A 21,818-nucleotide genomic window follows, 5' to 3' on the forward strand; every position below is an offset into this window, starting at 1 on the left:
AAAGTATTCTGCTTGCAAAGGAAGGATATCGTTATGATTACTGGACATTCCAATATCAGAGAGAATCCGACAGTGAATGAGAATAGAACAGACTATCCCCGCAATCATACCATCCATCAGTTATTTCAAGAACAGGCCCGCTTGCATCCCGATGCCATTGCGGTAGCCTCAGACACCATTCAATATACGTACAAGGAAGTAGATCAGTATTCAAACCAGATTGCCGCACTTCTTCGTCAGAAGGGAGCAGACCGCGACAAAATAATCGGTATTATGTTAGAGAGATCCCCTGAAATGATAATTGCTTTAATAGCCGTTCTCAAATCAGGGGCTTCTTATTTACCGATTGATTCCGAAACACCTGGGGAACGAGTGAATTATATGCTCAAGGATAGTGGGGCATGTATGCTGCTGACATCTCATCCTGAAGAGAATTACATAGAATGTATCGGTTTGGAGGTTATTCATCCCACCATTGAGGATTATTGTGACCTTCCATCCGATGCATTGACGGATATTAATCAGGCAGAAGATCCGGCTTACATCATTTATACATCGGGATCAACGGGTCTCCCCAAAGGAGTGGTTATCTCTCATCGATCAGCCATTCGTGTTGTATGTAGTACCAATTACATCACCATTACGGAACAGGACCGCATGCTTCAGATGTCCAACTATTCATTTGATGCATCGGTGTTTGAAATATTTGGAGCCCTACTGAACGGAGCAAGTTTGGTCATTATTCAGAAGGAAGAGGCACTTCACATGCCCAGCCTGGCCCGGTCCATTGAAAAAAATGGGATTACCGTTATGTTCATCACAACTGCTTTTTTTAATGCTATCGTGGAACGTGAAATATCCTGCTTCCAATCGGTTCGCAAAGTGCTCTTTGGCGGAGAAAGAGTTTCGTTAACACATGTAAAAAAAGCGCTTGATTATATGGGGAGCGATAAGCTTATTCATGTTTATGGACCTACGGAAAGCACGGTTTTTGCCACATATTATCCTGTAAATGAAATCAAAAAGGAAGCGCTTACAGTACCAATTGGCATTCCAGTCGCTAATACCTCCGTTCTGGTATTGGATGAGCATGATCATCCCGTCCCTGTTGGAACAGCCGGGGAATTATGCATATCCGGTGATGGACTTGCGCTCGGTTATTTGAATAACGATGAACTCACAGAACAAAAATTCATTCCGCATCCCTTCTTTACATCAGAACGGATGTACCGTACGGGTGATTTGGTTCGCTGGACGACTGAGCATACCCTTGAATTTTTGGATCGAATGGATCAACAGGTGAAGCTTCGTGGTTTTCGGATCGAGCTGGGTGAAATTGAAACCCATTTGTCCCGGCATGATGCGGTAGCAGAGGCATTTGTCATGATGCGAACAAACGATGCAGGCCATGCCTATCTGTGTGCATATATGGTGTTGACCCAAGAAACCTCAATTGAGGAGCTGCGTCTTTTCCTGGAACAGAGAATACCGGAGTATATGGTGCCAAGCTATTATGTCAAACTGGAGCTGCTTCCGCTGACTGCTAATGGCAAGATTAACAAAAGTGAATTACCCGAGCCGGATAGCAGCATCCATTCAGGCAGGGAATACGTTGCTCCGACAACAGAGTTGGAACAACACCTGTCCTTGATTTGGAAGGATGTACTACAAATCGAGCAATTGAGTGTAAATGACAGTTTTGCACATCTGGGGGGTCATTCCCTTAATGCCATTGAAGTGATTGCACGGATTAATGAGGATTTAAGTGCAAGTCTGCCATTAAACCAGCTTTTTCGTCTTGGAACGATCCAAAATATAGCAACATTTTTGGAAGAAAATAATGATGAGGATAACACGGAGGCTTATTTTACGGATCAAGGTGATCCTGCCAATATGCTTGAGCCATTTGGTCTTACGGGTATTCAGCTGGCTTATTTGATTGGACGTGACCCTGCATTTGAGATGGGTGGAGCTGCAACGAATTTTACGGTCGAATTCGAGGCCGAGGCGGATATGGATTTGGTTAATGCAACTTTGCAGAAATTGATCAATAGGCATCCTATATTACGAACAGTTGTGTACGAGAACGGGACACAGCAAATATTGAAAAGTCCACCGTTATACACGGTAGAAGTGATAGACGTGTCAGAATGGGATACGACATATCGTAGCTTGCAAATGGAAGCAGAGAGACAACGAATGATGACAAAAGTGATTGTTCCAAGCGAGTGGCCATTATTTGAAATGAAAGCTTACCGAATGTCAGAGAATCAATATTATTTTTATCTGAATCTGGACCCGCTCATCTGTGATGACAGCAGCTTGAAACTGCTCATCAAGGAATTCAAATGGCTCTATGCAAACGGGGATCAGGAGCTGCCGGAGCTTCAATATAATTTCAGGGACTACGTTCAGGCAATGGCGCGTTTCAAACAGTCTGCACGTTATTTCAAGGATCAGCGCTACTGGATGGACAAGCTGGAAGACTTTCCGGGTTCTCCGGCATTGCCGCTCAAATGTAATCCGGCAGACATAAACGTTCCCCAATTCAGCAAATTCTCGAACTTTATAACGGGTGAACATTGGAACAAGCTCAAACAGCAGGCAAGGCAGCATAACGTTACCCCAACTTCCATTTTATGCGCAGCCTATGCCTATGTACTTGCGCATTGGTCAAACCAGGAGAGATTTGGGGTCAACCTGACCGTATTTAATCGGATTCCGTTTCATGAAGATGTGAAGAGGATGGCGGGAGACTTTACAACGCTGATGTTGCTGGATATTGATGCCCAAAAATCTCTGAATTCGTTCTGGACATTTACAGAGTCGGTGCAACATTCATTGCTGGATGCATTGGATCACAGACATTATGATGGCGTTGATTTTATAAGACAATTGGGCAAAAAACATGATATGCACAAAAGAGCAGTCATGCCAATTGTATTTACAAGTGTCTTAAATGAAAATGTGGAAGATTCATTTGACGCTTTGTTTAACTTTGACCAGATCAAGTATTTCAGTACAAGAACCTCACAGGTTTATATTGATAATCAGGTCTATGAAATCAATGGCGGTTTGTATATCACATGGGACTTTGTGGATCAATTGTTTGAACAAGAAGTGATTGAATCTATGTTCCAGCAGTATCTGAACATTCTGAACCAAGTGATCTCTGCAACACAAGTTACCAAGCTTGAGTTGAGTCAAGCGAGCAGGCAACTCATCAAACAGTATAACGATACGAGCAAGCCGTTTACTCTGAAGCCTCTGCATGACCTGTTAACTGCAACAGCGATCAGATTAGGAGATGGGGTGGCGATTCGGCATCATGAACGTTCCATTTGTTACATAGAGTTGGAACGCAGATCGAATCAGATTGCCAGGTATTTGATCGATCACGGAGTACAGCGGGGCGATTATATTGGTGTGTATGGCAAGAGATGCATTGACACCATTGTGAATATATTTGGTGTGCTCAAAGCGGGAGCAGCTTATATTCCGCTTGATCCGGACTATCCGGAGGAACGTAAGCAATATATTCGCGAAAAGGCCAACTGTAAATTTTTCATCATGCCAGAGCTATATGAGACGGAATCGTTAGAAACCTACTCTGCGGAATCCATAAACAGCGGAGTGACGAATGATGATATGGCCTATGTTATTTTTACTTCTGGCAGCACGGGCAAGCCCAAAGGTGTGCAGATCAAGCACGGCGCAGCAGCCAATACGATCCTGGATATGAATGAAAGATTCAACGTAACCTCCAATGATCGAATGATGGGCATATCTTCATTATGTTTTGACTTATCCGTCTATGATATTTTCGGCGCAGTCAGCTGCGGGGCTTGTCTGGTTCTTATTGATGATCAGCGTGACATGTTTCAGCTCAAGAACGTGATGGAACAAGAAAAAATCACCATTTGGAATTCGGTTCCTGCTCTTATGGACATGTGTGTTGATCTGTATTCACCGGGAGAGAAGAACAACGACCTTCGTCTGGTATTGCTTAGTGGTGACTGGATATCTCTACGGCTTCCTCAGAAAATAGTAGACGTATTTCCTGAATCTGAGGTGGTTAGTTTGGGAGGAGCCACTGAAGCATCGATATGGTCCATCTATTACCCAATCACGGCAGTGTCTGAGCAATGGAAGAGTATCCCTTATGGTAGACCACTAGCCAATCAACAAATTCATGTGCTGAACAGACAACTTCAACCATGCCCTCTAGATGTTGAGGGGGAATTGTACATTGGTGGAAGCGGTGTAGCAAGCGGTTATCTTCATGACGAGGAAAAAACAAGACAGTCATTCATTGTTCATCCACAGTTCGGGTACATCTACAAGACAGGAGATTTTGGTGTTCTTCGATCCGAAGGTTATGTGGAGTTCCTGGGCAGAAAAGATAGCCAGGTCAAAATCAAAGGTTATCGGGTAGAACTTGGTGAAATTGAGAACGTACTTTTGCAAGCTGAAGATGTGCAAAAGACAGCCGTAATTGATGTTGCTGACGAGAACGGAGTCAAGAGCCTCTTTGCCTTTGTTGTTACAGATCAGGATGTGGACACACTGCCACTGAAAGCTCTTTTGCAAAGTAAATTACCAAATTACATGGTTCCGTCCATGTTCCTGAATGTAGATGAAGTTCCGCTTACTGCCAATGGCAAGGTCAACAAAGCGACACTTGAACAAGTGGCAAGGCAGCATCAACTCACTGTTCGTGAACATGCTGTAGTGGATACAGAGCCTGTCAATTCCATTCAGGAACAGCTGCTTCAGATCTGGAGTGATGTGTTTGGCTTGAAGCAGATTGGCCTGAACGTAAGCTGTTTTGATCTCGGCGGAGATTCGCTGAAAATTATGGCAATGGTGGCTGAAGTGAAGAAGCGTCTTCATGTTGAAGTTCCCATTGGCGAAATGTTCCGAAATGATACGATATACAGCTTGGAACAGTACTTGGTTACCAAAGCACATGTCAAACCTGCTGTGATCATTGAGAAGTTAAGTCGCCGTGACCGGTATAAGGCTTCTGCAGCCCAGAGAAGCATGTACACCCTCTCGCTGCTTGAAAATAATAGGGGAGCTTATCACATTCCCATGGCGCTGCTTATGGAAGGAGAAGTATACTTCGTACGGCTTGAGAGAGCGCTTCAAACGTTTATTGAGAGGCATGAAATACTGAGAACTGGATTTGAAGTGATAGAGGATGAGCTCGTTCAGACGGTTCATACAAACGTAGCCTTTGAACTTGAATATGATGATCTCGGAGAACTCGATACAGATGACCATGAACTCGTTCGTTTGACAAGCAACCTGTGCAAACAGTCCACTCAAGCTTTTGATCTCCGCCAGCCTCCTTTAATGAGGGCAAAACTGGTGAGAATTGGCCATGGACGTCATTTGTTTATTATAAATTTCCACCATATTGTGGCTGACGGTACATCTCAAGGCATATTGATGAACGAATTGCTGGAGCTCTACAGTGGCTCAATTCTGCCAGACGTTGATGTGCATTATCAGGACTATACGGCATGGCAGGAACAGTACCGTCATTCGGATGAGATGGCGAAACAGGAGACTTACTGGCTGGATATCTATAGTAGTACCCCGCCAACGCCTGAGCTTCCGTACGACTTCAAACGACCTGAAGTTAACAGGTATGAGGGAAACAACATTTACAATCACTTGGGCGAGAGCCTGACCCGCGACATCAGGCAGCTTGCCAAGGATACCGGATCAACGTTGTATATGGTGATGCTTAGTGCCTATTTCCTCTTACTGCACCGGTATACACATGAGAAAGACCTGGTTGTGGGTACGGCTGCCTCTGGCCGTCTGCATGAGCCGTTACAACATATGTTTGGAGTATTTGTGAACACCATTGCATTGCGAAACCAGATGAACGAATCGGATACGGTCAGACAGTTTATTGAGCAAATCAAACAATCAACCGTAGCAGCCTTTGAACATTCAGAGTATGCATTTGATGAACTGGTGCGAAAAACAGGTGCGCAGCGTGAGGTCAATCGTAATCCGTTGTTTGACACGATGTTTTCGCTAGAGAACGCTTCGCTGTTTACTCGTGAAAAAGAGGGTATCCAGGTGTCGCCTGTCATGTTTAATCTGGATAATGCAAAATTTGATCTGACATTCAACATCCTTGAGTTTGAAAATGAAATCGTGCTTAACGTGGAGTACTCCACCGATTTGTTTGGTCAGGAAACCATTCAGCGCATGCGTGACAACTATATTGCCTTAGTAGGCAACATGATATCCGGTCTGGAACAGCCGCTTAGCGAGATTGAAAGTGTGTCTCCGAGAGAAAGAGATCAGTTGATTCATACCTTTAATCCACCATCCATGGAGTATCCGTTGCATCAAACTGTGGATGAGCTCTTTGAACAGCAAGTGAGACGTACACCGGATCATGTTGCTCTGGTGATGGGCGAAAATCATGTAACCTATCGCGAGTTGAACCAACGAAGTGAACAGCTTGCTGATCTACTACGGAAAAAAGGAGTGCGTGGTAACAACATCGTCGGGGTCCTCGCAGAGCGTTCAATCGATGCGGTGATCGGAATGCTGGCGGTTCTAAAAGCAGGCGGAGCATATTTGCCCATTGACCCAGCCTATCCAAATGATCGTATCCATTACATGCTTGAAGACAGTCAGACCCAATGGGTATTAACACCGAAGGAACGGTTTGAACATGTCGTTCAGGGAAAAGAAAGCTCGGTCCATCTCATTGATTTGCAGACTGAACTTTTGCAAACGGACGAATTTCTGGTCTCCTCTTCCTTGCAACCAATACGGGGGCAAAGCCGGAATCTGGCTTATGTCATTTACACATCAGGTTCCACAGGTGAGCCTAAGGGAGTTATGGTTTCGCACCAATCACTTGTTCATTTGTGTACATGGCATCAAAAGCGGTATCAGATCACCGATGCTGATCGCAGTGCCAGCTATGCAAGTTTGAGCTTTGATGCCTTTGTATGGGAATTGTTCCCATATCTGTTGTCAGGAGCTTCCGTACATCTTATTCAGGATGAAATCAGGTTGGATGTGGTGCGCATCAATGATTACTTCCATCAGCATCAGATCAGTATTGCGTTCCTGCCTACAGCGATTTGTGAACAGTTTATCCGACAGGAGAACCATTCTCTTCGAATATTGCTGACGGGGGGAGACAAGCTGAATTATTTCGAACCCCGAAAGTATGAAATTGTGAACAATTATGGCCCTACTGAAAATACCGTCGTCACTACCAGTTTTACCATCGATCAGATGTATTCCAATATTCCTATAGGTCGACCACTGCCGAATACCAACGTGTTTATTCTGAGTGCCAGTGACCAGCTGTCGCCCATAGGGGTTCCGGGTGAATTGTGCATAAGTGGAGCCGGACTTGCAAAAGGGTATTTGAACAGGCCCCAGTTAACGGCAGAGAAGTTTGTTCAACATCCGTTTAATCCAGAACAATGGATGTATCGGACCGGAGATTGGGTGCGCTGGCTACCGGATGGGAATATTGAATATTTGGGTCGCATGGATGATCAGGTGAAAATACGCGGATTCCGTATTGAGCTTGGAGAAATTGAACATCTGCTGTTGCAGGACCCAAGGGTGTTAGAGGCGGCAGTTGTAGCGCAAATGGACCCGACAGACTCGACGTTTCTTTGTGGTTATGTCGTTTGTCATGAGGGGTATCCTGTGGAAGTTATCGATGAGATCAAAGAAGAATTGATTCGGCGTTTGCCTTCGTATATGGTGCCTGCCCATTTCGTGACGATGGATCGCTTGCCTTTAACAGCTAACGGTAAAGTGAACCGCAAGGCATTGCCGATTCCGACACTATCGAACAACCGGACAGCTATCGGGTATGAACCACCAAGGAATCCGGTTGAAATTGCACTGGTCACTCTTTGGCAGGATATTCTAAAGATTGGCAATGTGGGTGTCCATGACCGGTTCTTTGATATTGGCGGACATTCCCTGCTGGCGACCATACTAATCTCCAGATTACACAAGGAGATGCAGGTAGAAATGCCACTGGTACAGATATTCCGTACGCCTACAATCCGGGGCATGGCCCAATTCATTCTGGATCATAAAAAAAGCAAATATACATCTATTCCCCATGCGCCATTGCAGTCCTTGTATGATTTATCAGCAGCGCAGCAAAGAATTTATATTTTGAGCAATCTGGATCCTACGGATACAGCCTATAATATGCCTCTTGCTATGAAATTGAAGGGAAGCATAAATAAAAAACAATTGAATGAGGCGTTCTCCTGCCTGATTGCAAGACATGAATCGCTTCGAACTTCATTTGTCATGAATCAGGGTAAGCCTGCTCAAAGAGTTATGCCAAGTGTCGACTTTGAAGTTCAGTACAGTTCCCTCCATACCGCAGGGGAACCACCTGTTCTATCCAAGTGGGTACAACCTTTCTCATTGGAACAAGCCCCATTGATGCGGGCTGAACTTGTGCAAATCAAAGCAGATGAACATGTCCTTTTGTTTGACATGCATCATATGATTTCAGATGGGATCTCGATCGGAATTCTGTTACATGACCTGGCCGAGTTCTATAATGGCAAAAAATTGCCACCTGTAGCTGTGCAGTACAAGGATTATTCCCTCTGGGCACATGAACGGCAAACAAGCAGTGACTCGGTCCGGCATGCAAATTATTGGTCTGATGTGTTGAAGGAAGAGGTTCCGGTTCTTGACCTGCCTTTGGATTTTCCACGGCCGAAGACTAAGACGTTTAATGGTGATCAGATTCGTTTGCATCTGGATGAAACACTGACGGTTGCGCTTGAGCAGCTGGCCAATGATCAGGGAGCCACCATGTATATGCTGTTTGTCTCTGCATTTACAACACTGCTCTCCAGATATACCGGACAGGAAGATATCCTGATTGGTACGCCGGTATCAGGTCGGAATCATGATGATCTCAACCGTGTTGTCGGCATGTTTGTAAACACAATAGTTCTCAGAAATGCGCCGCTGGGCCATTATACCTTCCGGCAATATCTGGAACAGGTGAAGGAGAACACACTTCAGGCCTATGAGCATCAGGAATATCCATTTGAACGTTTGGTAGAACAGGTTGATGTGAAGCGTGATCCTTCACGCAATCCACTGTTTGACGTCATGCTTGTTCAAAATACAGATCATCTTGATCTCCAGATGAACGATGTAGAGGCCGTTTTGCTTGAAGATGGCATTCAACGTTCCAAATTTGATATGACGGCCAGAATGAACAAAACCAACCTGAGCTGGAATCTCGAACTGGAATATAACACGGATGTGTTCCGGGCGGAGCGTATTCAGCGCTTTGCTGAACATTTTGTCGAGATATTGAGACAGGTCGCTGCTGCTCCAGAAGTACGACTGGATCAATTGGATATTCTGACGCAACCTGAGAAAACCGTTCTGACAGGGTTCAACCCGCCGAGACAGGCCTATGAACGGGACAAAACATTGGTCCAGATGTTTATGGAGCAGGTTGAACACAATCCGGACAACATCGCTTTAGTTTTCGAGAATGAACAGCTGACCTACCGCATGTTGAATGAGAGGGCGAATGTCCTGGCTTGCGAGTTACGTCAGGAAGGAGCAGGACCAAATCACATTGTAGCTGTGATGGTGGAGCGCTCCATAAATATGATCGTTGCGATTGTAGGTGTGCTCAAATCAGGTGCGGCTTACATGCCGATCGATCCTGAACTTCCTACTGAGCGTAAGCGTTATATGCTGACTGACAGTGGTGCGCGTTTATTATGCACAGCAGATCATTCCATGGTGGATGACCTTGTGTTTGAAGGTACAGTTATTTTATTGGATGCATTGGATCGTTCAGGGGTACGTGAACCAGTACGTGAACCGGACATGATCAACCATTCCAGCGATGCGGCTTATGTCATTTATACTTCGGGTTCTACTGGCAGACCCAAAGGAGTCGTTGTTGAACATTACAATGTTCACAATCTGGTGGACGGATTGGTGGAAGCGATATATCAGCACTATGAGACCCCTTTGAATATTGCATTAATTGCTCCATATATCTTTGATGCATCCGTAAAGCAGATTTTTGCTGCTTTGCTGCTCGGACATTCACTGCATATCGTGCCTAAGAGCACAGTCTGGGAAGCAGATCTTTTGCTGAATTATTATGCTCATCATCATATTCATGTGTCCGATGGTACGCCTGCTCATCTGAAATTGCTCACTCTGGCCTCGAACGGATGCAAACAGCAGTATGAACTGCAAGAGCTGATCATTGGTGGGGACGTGCTGACCTTCGACCTTCTCGATGAAGTATATACCACGCTCCCTGGAATGAGAGCAAACGTTACAAACGTATATGGACCGACGGAATGCACGGTGGACGCGGCTTGGAACAGAATCATGTATGGAACAGGCGAGCGATCAGGAACGATTCCGATTGGCAGACCGATCCGAAATACAAGCATCCTGATTATGGATCGTTACAATCGTCCACAGCCGGTTGGTGTACCGGGTGAGTTGTGCATTTCGGGTGAGGGAGTGGCACGCGGGTACTTGAATCAACCGGATCTTACGGCAGAGAAGTTTGTGGATTCACCTGTAGATAGTGACCGAAAAATGTATCGTACAGGGGATACCGCCAAATGGCTGCTGGATGGAACCATTGAATTTGTTGGCAGACAGGATGATCAGGTTAAAATCCGTGGTTATCGAATCGAGCTGGGGGAAGTGGAGTACCAGTTAACCCGCCTGGAGGTAATTCAAGAGGCATATGTTAATGCAGGTCAGGGTGACAGTGGTAATGATTATCTGTGTGCTTATATTGTGATCACTGATCCGGGGATCTCCATTATGGACGTGCGTGAGAAACTTGAGCTACAGGTTCCTTCATATATGATACCAGCCCATTTTGTCAAAATGGACCACTTGCCGAGAACGGTAAGCGGAAAAGTGGATCGCTCCCGTCTCCCTGAACCGGGCAACAGCATACTGGATGACTCGAAGTATGAATCGCCGAGGAATGACAAAGAGCAAAAGCTTGTTCAGATATGGGAGAACATCTTGAATCTGGATTGTATTGGGATTCATCATAACTTTTTTGTCATGGGTGGAGACTCCATTAAGGCACTCCAGACGATTTCGGGATTGTCCAAACTGGGTTTAAAAGTAGAGATGAAGGATCTTTTTGCCAATCCGACCATCCGGCAGCTTAGTCCATATGTCAAACAGTCACAGTTCCATTCTACTGGGAATGTTGAGGTGACAGGTGAGGTTTTCCTAACACCTATTCAGCAGCGCTTTTTTGCGAGAAATCATACAGAGCATAACCATTACAATCAGGCTTTTATGTTATTCAGGCAGGAAGGGTTTGATGAGAACACCATTCGACTTAGTTTTGAGAAACTGATGGAGCATCATGACGGTTTAAGAATGGTTTATGAATACAACTCTTCTGGAGAAATGACACAGACCATTCGGAGTTATAGAGAGGGTATGTTTGAGTTCAGCATTGTGGATGCCAGAGGCGTAGCACAACCGGAAGTATTCATTGAAGAGCAGGCATCGTTGTTGCAAAAGAAAATGCGGATTCATGAGGGACAACTTGTTAAACTCCGGCTCTTCAGGCTTGATGAAGGAGAACACCTGTTAATTACAATTCATCATTTGGTCATGGATGGTGTGTCCTGGAGAATTTTGCTCGAAGATTTTGAATGGTTATACATGCAAGGGGTTGAACAAAAGCCGTTTGATGTGGGACCCAAAACCGTCTCGTACCAGCAATTTGCTGCTGCATTAAAGTCTTATTCCAAACATCACCTTTTGCAAAAGGAGCAGGCCTTCTGGAACAAAGTGTCTAGTGTGTATACGCCATTCCTGGATTCTCAGCGCCAAACAACGTACACGGTCAATGACCATGGTCATAGCGCTACCCTTGTATCTGAGCTTGATCGTGAACAAACCGGCTGGCTTCTTCAACAGACAAACAGAGCCTACCAAACCGAGATTAATGACATTCTGTTGACTGCACTTATGCTAAGTGTAACCGAGATGACTGCTCAAGCCCGGTTTAAAATTATGCTGGAGGGACATGGCCGACAAGCGCTCGCAACCGAGATGGATGTCAGCAGAACGGTGGGGTGGTTTACATCCGTATATCCGGTGGTATTTGACCTGTTTCAGGAGCCGGAATTGCCCGAGGCAATTAAAACAGTCAAGGAAACACTGAGAGCCGTTCCCAATAAAGGCATCGGATACGGAATTCTCAAGTATATGGCTGCTGATCAGCATGGTTTTGCAGATGAAAAGGAAGCACCTATTTTGTTCAATTATATGGGTGAACTGGACAGCAGTCTGGAACGGAGCTTGTTCAATTCGTCATATATCCCGGTAGGACAAACGGTGGGTGGGCAACTCATCAGAGCGCATGATTTTGAAATAAATGCAGTTGTAATAGATGGGAAGTTCACCATTCATACGACTTACAGTGATGGAGTATACGAAGCTGGGATTGCTGAAAAGCTTAATCGGTTGTTCATGTATAACTTGTATCAAATCGTTCAACACTGCCGGAACAAGCAGGGCGAAGAGAGAACCCCATCTGATTATGGGAAGCATCCTGTATCCATAGCGGAGTTGGAGGCTATACAAAATAGGGTTGATCCACTGGTGATCAGCAAAATTTATCCGTTGACCCTTATGCAATCCGGCATGTTGTACCATTCGCTGGAGCAAGAAACATCACACGCCTATTTTGAGCAGGTATTTGTGGAATTAAAGGGTAACGTTGATCTGGAGATATTGAAATACAGTTTAGGACGGGTGATACAGCGCCACGAAGGGCTTCGTTCCATATTTGAATATCAACTTGTACAGCGACCTCGCCAGCTTATTATTGACCAGCAACAGGTTGAATGGTTGATGCTGGATTGGAGCGGAAAGAGCCAGCATGAACAGCTTCAACGGATGGAGCAGTTCATGACTGATGATCAGGAAAGAGGGTTTGATCTCAGCCGGGAGTTATTAATTAGATTTTGTCTGATCTCCAGAGGGGCGGATGCGTTCACGCTGGTCATCAGTCATCATCATATTTTGCTGGACGGCTGGTGTCTGGATATCCTGATTCGTGAAATGTTTGAGATTTATGCCAGTCAGCAGGCTGGGCAGCCTGAAATGTTGGAAGAAACCAGGCCGCTGGGGGACTACCTCGACTGGCTTGATCAACAGAACAAGGAGGAAGCACTGGCGTATTGGAAACAGTATCTCCAAGGCTACTATGAACGAGTCTCTTTGCCCAAAACAGGGACTAACCTGGATACAGCAGCGCCAACGTTGCGGGAGCAGGAAATTCAATTCCCGCGTGAACTCACAAGTTGGCTGAAACAATTCGCTGTGAACAATCAGGTTACATTTAATGCGTTGATTCAGGCGATATGGGGCATGGTTTTGTGCAGATACAGTGGTACAGAAGATGTCATATACGGCACAGTCATTTCCGGACGAGACGCTGACGTTGAAGGAATAGAGAACATGGTGGGGCTATTTATTAATACCATTCCTACCCGGATTAAGCTTGAACCGGAAGAACTTTTTGCCGATGCTCTCCGCAGGGTTCAACAGGAAGGGATGGAAGGCCAAAAGTATGGCTACGTACACCTGGCAGATATACAGGATCAAAGTGAATTAAAAGCCGATTTGCTTGACCATGTATTGGTGTTCCAAAACTTTGGGAATGAACAGGCTGCGGGTCTAGTGGCGGAACAAGGGACAGGAGTCACGTTGGAGCGAGTTTATGGCAATGAGCATACACACTATGATTTGAGTGTGACTGCTGTTCTGGACGATACATTCAGACTTAAATGGTCTTATAACAGTAACGTACTGGATTCAGATCTGATGAATGGTCTGGGTAATCATGTTCTCTATGTGGCGGAGCAAATTAGTGCAAACCAGAATATTCGTGTAAGCGAAATTGCTCTTATTGGCGAGCAGGCCCGCCATAAGATGGAGTTGTTATCCCATGGCCCGATGACACCATTTCCCAAAGAAAAGACATTATCTCAGCTATTCGACGAACAGGCAGAGCGAACTCCAGATGCAGTTGCACTGGTAATGCAAGAAAAACAGTTCACCTACCTGGAGCTGCAGGAGAAATCAAATCAGATGTCAGAACGTTTACGCATGCGAGGTATTCAAAATTCATCCATCGTAGGACTGATGGTACAACGCTCTTCCGAGATGATTATAAGTATTCTTGGAATTCTCAAATCCGGAGCAGCCTATTTACCGATCGATCCCGAATGGCCAAGAGCACGAATTGTGCACATGCTGCATGACAGCGGTGCCGCCTTGTTGCTTACGGAAAAACAATGGATGGAGGATTTCACAGACGTCATTGAAGTCATGAATGTACGTGCAGATGTTGAAGAAACCATCCGATTAGAGAACTTAGGCATGAAGGAATCAGCACCAACCTTGGCATCCGAGGATAAGGATGGAGACGATCTGGCCTATATTATCTACACCTCGGGCTCTACGGGGAAACCAAAAGGTGTAATGATCTCCCATGCCAATGCCATTCGGGTAGTGAAAGATACGAATTATATTCAGATCTCTTCCTCTGATTCAATATTGCAGATCTCAAATTATGCTTTTGATGGCTCGATATTTGACATCTTTGGAGCGCTATTAAACGGCGCGAGGCTGGTCATGATTGAACAGGAGACCCTGCTGGATATCAACCAATTGTCTAAAGTGATGACAGAGGAGAGAATTACGGTCTGTTTCATGACGACTGCATTGTTTAACTTGCTGGTTGATCGTGCGCCTCATTGTTTGCTTGGACTTCGGAAACTCCTGTTTGGAGGGGAGCGGGCTTCTGTCTCCCATGCTCAGAGAGCTCTTTCCCATATGGGAGCAGATAAACTGATCCACGTATATGGTCCTACGGAAAGTACAGTATTTGCAATAAGTTACCCTGTACAAGCTATAGGTGACAATGATGGAATTCTTCCGATTGGCAAGCCCATTGCGAACACATCTGCATGGATTCTGGACGACAAACAACAGTTTGTTCCAAATGGAGTACCTGGAGAGCTCTATCTCTCAGGTGATGGATTAAGTCTCGGTTATCTGAACAATGCAGAGCTGACCGAAGCCAAATTTGTCAACAACCCCTATCAGCTCCATGGACGAATGTACCGCACTGGAGATCGGGTGCGTCGACGGTCTGACGGAACGATTGAATTCCTGGAGCGGATGGATCATCAGGTGAAACTGAGAGGTTATCGGATCGAACTTGGGGAGATCGAACAGGTCCTGATTTCACATGAGCATGTCCGTGAAGCCATGGTTGTAGCTGTCAAAGATTCGGGTGGGCAGGATGCATTGTGTGCTTACCTTACCGTCCTGCAGGAAGTCAGCCGGATGGATATGCAATCCTTTATGGAAGCCCGTTTGCCAGGTTATATGGTCCCATCCTATTTCAAGGTATTGGAGCAGTTTCCGCTTACGCCAAACGGGAAAATAGATCGCCAAGCGTTGCCTCGACCTGAGATAGCAGTCAAATCAGAGACAACGTATGAAGCGCCTTCCAATTATGTGGAGGAACAGTTAATAAACATATGGGAAGAGGTACTGAATGTGAAGCCAATTGGCACCGCCCACCATTTCTTTGAATGCGGTGGGAATTCCCTGAAAGTGATGCATGCAGTTCAGCTGACTAACCGAAAGTTCCAAATGGAATTGAAAATCAGCCAATTTTTTGAATATCCAACGATTAAACAACAGGCCATTCATATATTGAGCGGTAGTACAGCTGGCCCTGATGTGAATGAATATGTGGAAGAAGAGATTTAACAGTTCGTTCTTTAAGTTCAATAAATGACTCAATGATCCGAGAGAGACTGCATCACGTATTGATTGCCCCTTCATTAGACGAGATGTAAAGGTGCAGTTTCTCCCGGAATTCCATGTCTTAGGCGTCATACTGAAAGGAATGGTGAATTCCTATGAACATTGCGGAGTTTATGAATCTTTTACAGAGAAGAAATGTGAAATTGTACCATCAAGACGGGAAAATCAAAATGATTGGACCGCGTGAGGAAATCAATGCTGACCTTAAATCACAGATTAAAGAACACAAACAGGCTCTAATTCAGTTTCTGGTCCATCAGGAAGAAGTATGGAATGCGCCTATTCCAAAGGCTCAAGAATCGACCAACGAGATGTACCCCCTGTCCAGAGCTCAGAAAAGAATGTATATTCTGCATCAAATGGACGATCAGGGAATTGCTTATAACATTCCAATGGCGGTGAAGCTGACAGGTCATCTCGAACTGGATTTACTTGAAGAAGCGATTGGGCGCGTGATGGAGAGACATGAAGCATTTCGAACGTCATTTGTGGATGATCGGGGTGAGCCTGCTCAGAAGATTCACCCTAAAATTCGGTTTAAGCTTGATTTCAGTGAACGGAATGATTTAGATATTTTGGTCAAGATCAAACAATTTATTCGACCTTTTGATCTAACGCAGGCTCCGCTGCTGCGGGCGGAACTGGTTCGCTTGGATCAAGATCAGCATGTACTGCTCATGGATATGCATCATATTGTATCCGATGGGATGTCATTTGCGCTGTTTTTGAATGAACTGGCTGAACTATACAGTGGAAAACCGTTGACACCTGTTTTCATCCAGTACAAGGACTATGTAGCATGGGAGAAAGCCAAAGAACGTTCAGGTGATCTGAAGAAGCAGGAGACATATTGGCTGGATACGCTGAGTGGGGAACTGCCACAACTTCAAATGCCTCTGGATTATGCCCGCCCGCCAGAGCAAAATTATGCCGGTCAGCGAATGGTTACCCAATTGGATCAGGAATTAACGAGAAATTTGCAGCGTCTTGCCGATGAGCATGACGTAACGATGTACATGCTGCTTTTATCAGCCTACGCAGTCCTTTTATCCAAATATACTGGACAGAAAGACATTATCGTGGGTACCCCGATCGCAGGCAGGTCGAATGAACATCTCAAATCAGTAATGGGTTTGTTCACCAATACAATAGCAACAAGACTTAACATCGACCCGGAGCAGACATTCGTCGCGTTTTTGAATCAGGTGAGAAGGCATACCTTATCTGCATATGAGAATCAGGATTATCCTTTTGATGAGCTGATTGAAAAACTGAACTTGCCTATGGATCGGAGCAGACACACACTGTTTGATACAATGTTTGATTTGCAGCACGCCGAGAATTATGTGTTCCAACTTGGTCAGCTTCAAGCGGAAATGTGTGAATTCGATCTACCGGTCTCCAAATTTGATCTCAGTCTCACCGTAATTCATTACGGAAGTCACATGAAACTGGATCTGCAATATGCTTCCGGATTGTTTGCCAAAAATAGCATGGAACGTTTTTTAAGTCACTTGATGAATGTATTGAATGAGATTGCGTTGAACGTCACGCAAAAGGTAAGTCAGTTTCGCATGTTGTCAAGTCAGGAAGAGGATCAGGTGTTGGTTCAGTTTAACAGCAAGCGAGTGGATTCGTACCAGGGTACCTTAAATGATTGGTTTGAAGAACGCGCTGCATCTACACCTGAACGGATCGCAGTAGTCCACGGGGAAAAATCCATGTCGTATAAGCAGCTTAATGAACGAGTAAACAAGCTGGCACGCCTGCTTCGAATGAGAGGGGTAAAGCCCAATTCGATCGTTGGTGTTATGGTGGAGCGTTCCTTGGATATGATTGTTGGGATACTTGCAGTTCTTAAAGCGGGGGCTGCATATATGCCGATTGATCCTGAACTGCCTGATGACCGAGTATTATACATGCTCAGGGATAGCGAGGCCGTGTTGCTTTTGAACGGGTGTCCTTTGAGAGACAAGCTCCACATCACATCCGAGCTGGCGATGGACGACCCGGAAATTGAACGTATGGAACCACACAATCTGGAAGGTGTTAATGAGCAAAAAAATTTGGCCTACGTGATTTACACTTCCGGTTCAACGGGTGCACCTAAAGGGGTCATGACCACTCATGGAAATGTATTGAACTATATTTCTACATTTTTGGACAGAGTACCGCTAACAGAGGAGGATGCGGTTCTTCAGGTGGTGTCCTTTTCTTTCGATGCGTTCACTGAGGAAGTATTTCCGTTGCTGGCTGTATCCGGGCGTATTGTCCTGAGTGACAAGTTAAGCGAAACGCATGTGGATGACCTGGTTAAGCAGATTGAAAAACAGAATATCACTGTCTTAAGCTGTTCCCCGCTCCTTCTAAACGAGTTGGACAAAAACAGGCATCTGCGTCCACATGCCAACATGAAATTTATCAGTGGCGGGGATGTCCTGAAATACGAATATATCCGGAATATGGTCGGTTCGGCTCAGGTGTACAATTCATATGGACCTACCGAAGCAACGGTATGTGCTACATATTATCGTGTGATGCCACAGGACGAAGGAAGAGTATCAATTCCCATTGGCAGTCCTCTTGGTAACTATGAGGTGTTTATACTTGATGAACATCAACAACCCGTTCCGATTGGTGTAGCAGGGGAATTATATATCGGCGGAGCAGGGGTCGCTAAGGGATATCTCAACCTTGCCGAGCTCACACAATCCCGTTTTGTAGATCATCTGCTTGCATCGGGGAACAAAATGTACCGTACCGGGGATATGGGGAGATGGCTTCCGGATGGAAATATCGAGTTTCTTGGAAGAAATGATGAACAGATTAAAATCAGAGGATATCGCGTTGAAATTCGGGAAGTAGAGCATCATCTGGCAGATCATCCCGATGTAAGCGACGCTGTAGTTATAACTCAAAAAGACCAACAGGGTCAGCTCTGCCTATGCGCGTATATTGTCTGGAATTCGCCAGAACATGGGCATGGCTTTGATGAACTGAAAACACATGCGAGAGAACGATTGCCAGCTTACATGATTCCTTCATGGTTTATGAGCTTGGAGCAAATTCCGCGTACCCTCAATGGTAAAGCAGACCTTAACGTTTTGCCCCATCCCGATGTGGACAGCATGACCAATACGACGTATGTGGCCCCAAGCAATGAGCTGGAATGTATATTGGCATCCATCTGGGAAGAGATATTGGAACTTCGGCCGATTGGTGTAGATCATAGCTTTTTTGAACTGGGTGGTCAGTCTTTGAGAGCATTTGCGATGATGTCAGCCATTCAGAGAAAGTTAGAGCTTCGGATTACACTCAAGGATATCTTTAACATGCCTACAATCAGGCAGCTGGCTGCATGGCTTCTAACAGTGGAGACACAGCGCACTTGCCCAATCCAAAAGGCAAACGAAAAGCCGTATTATCCATTGTCCGCAGCACAGCGCAGACTTTACATTCTGGATCGGGTGCAGCAAACGGGTTTGATGTATAACATGCCACTTATTATCCGTTTGTCCAAAGAAGCTGAACAGGTACGAATGGAGCAGACATTGCTTGAAATGATTCATAGACATGAAGGGCTGAGAACTTCTTTTACAGAAATCGATGGTGAGCCCGTGCAGCGTATTCATGCCCAAGTGAACTTCAATCTTCTTGTAGGCAGCGGGTTGCAAAAGGATTTCGATCCGTTCATACATTCATTTATCCAACCCTTTGATCTGGAGAAAGCCCCTTTGTTCAGAGCTGCATTATGGCGAACAGAGACCAGCCAATATTTATGTCTTGATATGCATCATTTGATTTCAGACGCGGTGTCCATGGATAACCTTATCCAGGAAATAGGGCAAATCTATGAACATAAACAATTGGCACCATTAACCCTTCAATATAAAGATTATGCTGAATGGTCTCTGGCCCCGGAACAACAAGAACAAAGGCAAGAGCACCAGCAATACTGGACAGACATGCTTAAAGGTGAATTGCCCGTGTTAAATTTGCCGCTCGATTTCTCACGACCTGCGATTCAGAGTCATGAAGGAAACCGGCTTCAATTTGCAGTGGATTCCGAACTGACACAAAAACTGCGTTTGCTGGCTGCCGAAAACGGTGTAACGCTGTTTGTTTTGCTGTTAACCGCATATACGATACTTCTTGCTAGGTACACTTCCCAGGATGACATCATTATAGGGACTACGGTGGCAGGACGAGAGCATCCGGAATTGGAAGATATGGTGGGTATGTTTGTTAATACGCTGGCATTACGCTTCTATCCTGAACCCGATATGTCCTTGCAGCAGTTGCTTCATCATATTAAGGATACTACGCTTGAGGGCTTTGCCCATCAGGACTATCCGTTTGATGAACTGGTAAGCAAACTTGAAGTGAACAGGGATGCAAGCCGGAGTGCGCTATTCGATACACTGTTTACTCTTCAGGCTGAACAGACAACGGGAATGGACGCTAATGATTTGCTGGTTGAATACTATCCGTTCAGTCATCCCACAGCCAAGTTTGATCTGAGCGTAACCGCGTTGGAGACAGCGGAGGGTATAGAGATGTTTTACGGGTATGCCTCCAGGCTGTTCAAAGAAGAGACCATTGAGAAACTGGCCGGGCATTATAACGAAATTTTGAAAGAGATTGTAAAAGATACTCAACGCACCATTGGTGAGATCAACCTGGTGACGGAAAAGGAAAGGGAGCTGCTGCTGTACCAGTTCAACAACAATGTTCGGGACTACGCCCAACGAAAGTCCGTTCCGGAACAGATTGCAGACCATGCAATTCATTTTCCCAATAAAGTAGCTGTTGTATATGACGGGCAACAACTAACCTATAGCGAACTGAATGAACGGGCTACCGATGTTGCGGAAGCTCTGCTGGAACTTGGATTGCATAAAGAAATGCCTGTAGGCATTATGATGGATCGTTCATTGGAAATGATGGTTGGTTTACTCGGTATTCTCAAATCGGGTGGGGCATATATGCCTTTGGACCCTGCCTTTCCCGAGGAACGTATTCGCTACATGCTGGAGGATAGCGGTGCCAGCGTGGTTGTAACTCAAGCACACTTGTTATCCCAAGTGAACAGAGTCGGGGTTTCCTGTGAATCCTTGGTGGTTGACGATCATTGCTCCCCAATACAGAGCATTCGGGAGAAGGGTGGAAGATTGGCTCGGAATGGCGTGTCAAAAATAAAACATGATGAACATGATCTGGCCTATATCATCTATACCTCAGGCTCAACCGGATTGCCCAAAGGTGTATTGATTGAGCATGGATCATTCGCCAATTTCTGTTATGGCTTCATTGAAGCTCAGCAGATCACGGAACGAGATCGTGCAGCTAATTATTTGCAAATTACATTTGATGGGTCTATTATCGACATTTTTCCTGCATTGGTGGTGGGAGCCGAGCTGCATATCATCCCATCTCAGTTGCGTCTGGATATGTCACAGCTAAATGCATATATGAATGCACACTCTATTACATTGATCACGCTGCCACCTAAGGTGTGTGAAGTTTTTATCCATCAACCCAATACCTCATTGCGTTTGCTGATCGCTGGAGGAGAACAGTTGAAACTTTCTTTTCTCCCTGACTATCCGCTGATCAATGCATATGGACCTACCGAAAACACGGTTGCTACCACCTACCAACGGGTAGATCAGGTTCACGGCAATATACCGATCGGCAAGCCGCTCCCGAACATCTGGACGTACGTGATGAATAGTGATCATCAACTATGTCCAGTTGGTGTAACAGGAGAGTTATACATTGCCGGCAACAGTGTAGCCCGGGGCTACCTTAATAATCCGGACATGACTTCGGAGAAATTTGTGGACAACCCGCATGAACCCGGCGGCAAAATGTACCGGACAGGTGATCTGGTG

General features: G+C 45.3%; 2 protein-coding genes. Both read left to right on the top strand.

The window, feature by feature from the left end; translation table 11 throughout:
* Positions 1 to 33: 33 nt before the first annotated feature.
* Positions 34 to 15,867, top strand: a complete 15,834-nt coding sequence (locus AC6CIF_RS31555; protein ID WP_498202717.1) for an amino acid adenylation domain-containing protein — start codon at positions 34 to 36, stop codon at positions 15,865 to 15,867.
* A gap of 170 nt (positions 15,868 to 16,037) precedes the next feature.
* Positions 16,038 to 21,818, top strand: a 5,781-nt coding sequence (locus AC6CIF_RS31560; protein WP_498202719.1) for an amino acid adenylation domain-containing protein, incomplete at its 3' end; no start/stop codon positions are given.

The sequence above is a fragment of the Paenibacillus sp. GQ49 genome (genome assembly GCF_059759055.1).

Coding starts and splice junctions, on each gene's coding strand:
- AC6CIF_RS31555 (WP_498202717.1), top strand. CDS start 34: ATGATTACTGGACATTCCAATATCAGAGAGAATCCGACAGTGAATGAG.